This is a genomic window from Nitrospira sp. BLG_2 (assembly GCF_049222245.1).
Genome location: NZ_JBLYIG010000154.1, coordinates 1 through 2,338 on the forward strand (window position 1 = coordinate 1; position 2,338 = coordinate 2,338).

Below are 2,338 nucleotides of genomic sequence, written 5' to 3' on the forward strand. Positions count from 1 at the left end.
GTCGGGGTGACGGAATCGCGGGCGAGCGCCGCCCAAGCGGAAGCCGTCACCGAGCAACTGGTCCTGGTGGCGCTGGTATTCGGATTGGGTCTTGCGGGCATCGCCAGCTATACGATCTTGCGTCCACTCCGGCAGCTGCAAGGGCACATCAAACAGATCGGGCAAGGAAATTTCGGCGAGTCCCTTCGGATCAAGGCTCCCGCGGAGTTACGAGACCTCGTCGATACCGTCAATTGGATGGGCAGAAAGCTGCAGGACATCGACGATATGAAAACGGAGTTCTTGGCGCACGTGTCTCACGAATTGCGTACTCCGATGGCTTCTATTCAAGAAGGCACGCACCTCCTTCTTGACGAGATTCCGGGTCCGCTCGTGCAGGAGCCGCGAACAACGCTTCGGATTATGGCCGACAGCAGCAAGCGGCTGATCCATCTGATCTCCACGATTCTGGATTTATCGAAAATGGAAGCCGGGATGATGGAATACCGCATTGTCCCGGTCGATCTCCAACGAATCGGGGAAATCTCCATCAACAAGGTGCGTCTGTTGGCGGACTCCAAACATGTGCAACTGGTGCTGGAAAGTATCGGTGAGCGGGCGTGGGTCAAGGCGGACGCCTCGCGTCTGGAACAGGTGCTCGACAATCTCCTGTCCAACGCGCTGAAATTCAGCCCAGAAGGAGGCGTGGTGAAGGTTCAGATGAAACCGGACCCGCAAGCCGGAGTTCTTGAAGTGACCGTTTCGGATACGGGACCTGGGATCACGGCGGAAGATCTCCCTCATGTGTTCGAGCGCTTTGTTCAAGGCCGCATGAAGGCGAAGCATACGGCTGGAAGCGGGTTGGGTTTAGCATTGGCGAAGAAGGTTGTGGAAGCTCACGGCGGAAGAATCTGGATCGAAAGTGAGAAAGGCAAAGGAGCGACTGTACGGTTTATCCTACGGTTGGCAAAACCGGAAAAGGTAGGGAAAGCGTGACAAGGAAAGCACGGCCTCGGACCAGAGTCCCCATTCTCGGCATCAGTTCTCTCTTATTGGTAAGCGTCTTGGCGGGATGCTCGGCTTGGACGTCACCACCAGCCCCTGTCTCGCAACCATATTTCACGGCAGACCAGAAAGACATCAAGTCTTTCCAATCATTTGCAAAGAAACAAGAAGCCTTGATCGCGACCTGTAGTGAATCGAATTCTTGTGAGCAGGTGTACTTTACTCGTGCATTGCTCGGATTGTATGAAAGTCGCGAAGTTGCAGAGAAATATTTCGAAAAGGTCGTGGAGGTTGCTCCTAAGAGCCAATCCGCGGTATCGAGCAAGGCATGGCTTGAATTATTGAGGAAACCGCCGGGTCCCGGCTCGAAATCACGGTCGCAAGCTGTTCTTGCGGCACCGACTCTTGCTGAAACCAATACATCGTTGGCATTGACCGCGGATCGCCTGGTGCGGGATTTGCTTGCAAAGGAGACGGTTATCCAGCAGTTGCGTGCATCCAAAGACGAGAATTCAGAAACTGTGGAAACGTTGCAACGTGAATTAACCGATCGAGATCACAAGATTGAATCGCTGCAGTCGAAGAAAGACGCGGCCAAGCCGTCAGCCGATCCGGTGTCGATTCAAAATATGCAAAAACAGCTTGCCGAGCGGGACAGAAAGATCGAGGAACTGTCCACGCAACTCGACGCGTTGAAACGAATCGATCAGGAGATGCGGGAAAAGGTGCGCCCGATACGTCCACCATTGACTACCGTTCCGGTTCCCGGCCCCGAGGTGACACCCTAAACGAACATGAGAAGGGATGTGATTATGGAACAAGAAAACATTCTCGTAGTCGACGATGATGAGGGGCTGTTGCATTTGTTGAAAATGCGGTTATCCGCAATGGGTTTTACGGTCACACCTTGTACAACGGGACAAGACGCGGTCGGAGCGGCGAAGAAAACGATGTTTAATTTAGCGATCACCGATCTGCGCCTTCGCGGCGAGGACGGGTTGGATGTGACCGAAGAGCTACTCAGGAGTCATCCGGGACTGCCCGTCATCATCCTGACGGCCCATGGCAGCATTCCCAATGCCGTGGAGGCGATGCAACGAGGAGCGTTCGGCTATCTGACAAAGCCGTTTGACGATAAGGAGTTGAAAGCCACGATTGAGAAAGCGCTCGCGCAACAGCGGATGAGTCAGGAGATTCAGCGGCTCAAGTCCCTGGTCAAGGAACTGTACGGACTCGAAAATGTCGTGGCGCGCAGCCCGGCGATGCAACGGCTCTTCCAGCAAATCGCGCAGGTGGCCGATTCGGATGCGACCATTTTGCTCTTTGGAGAAACCGGAACCGGCAAGGAGGTGAT

At 54.4% G+C, this 2,338-nt stretch carries 3 protein-coding genes; all 3 read left to right on the forward strand.

Going from position 1 to position 2,338, the window contains the following annotated elements:
* On the forward strand, positions 1-975 hold a 975-nt coding region (locus tag ACOSYY_RS04290), incomplete at its 5' end, for a sensor histidine kinase (RefSeq protein WP_421661033.1).
* The gene (locus tag ACOSYY_RS04295) at positions 972-1,772 is read left to right on the forward strand and encodes a hypothetical protein (RefSeq protein ID WP_421661034.1); all 801 of its coding nucleotides are present in this window, start codon (positions 972-974) and stop codon (positions 1,770-1,772) included. The genes ACOSYY_RS04290 and ACOSYY_RS04295, both read left to right, overlap by 4 nt.
* Before the next feature lie 24 nt (positions 1,773-1,796).
* Positions 1,797-2,338 (forward strand): sigma-54-dependent transcriptional regulator (locus tag ACOSYY_RS04300; RefSeq protein ID WP_421661035.1); only part of this gene is annotated, 542 nt, incomplete at its 3' end.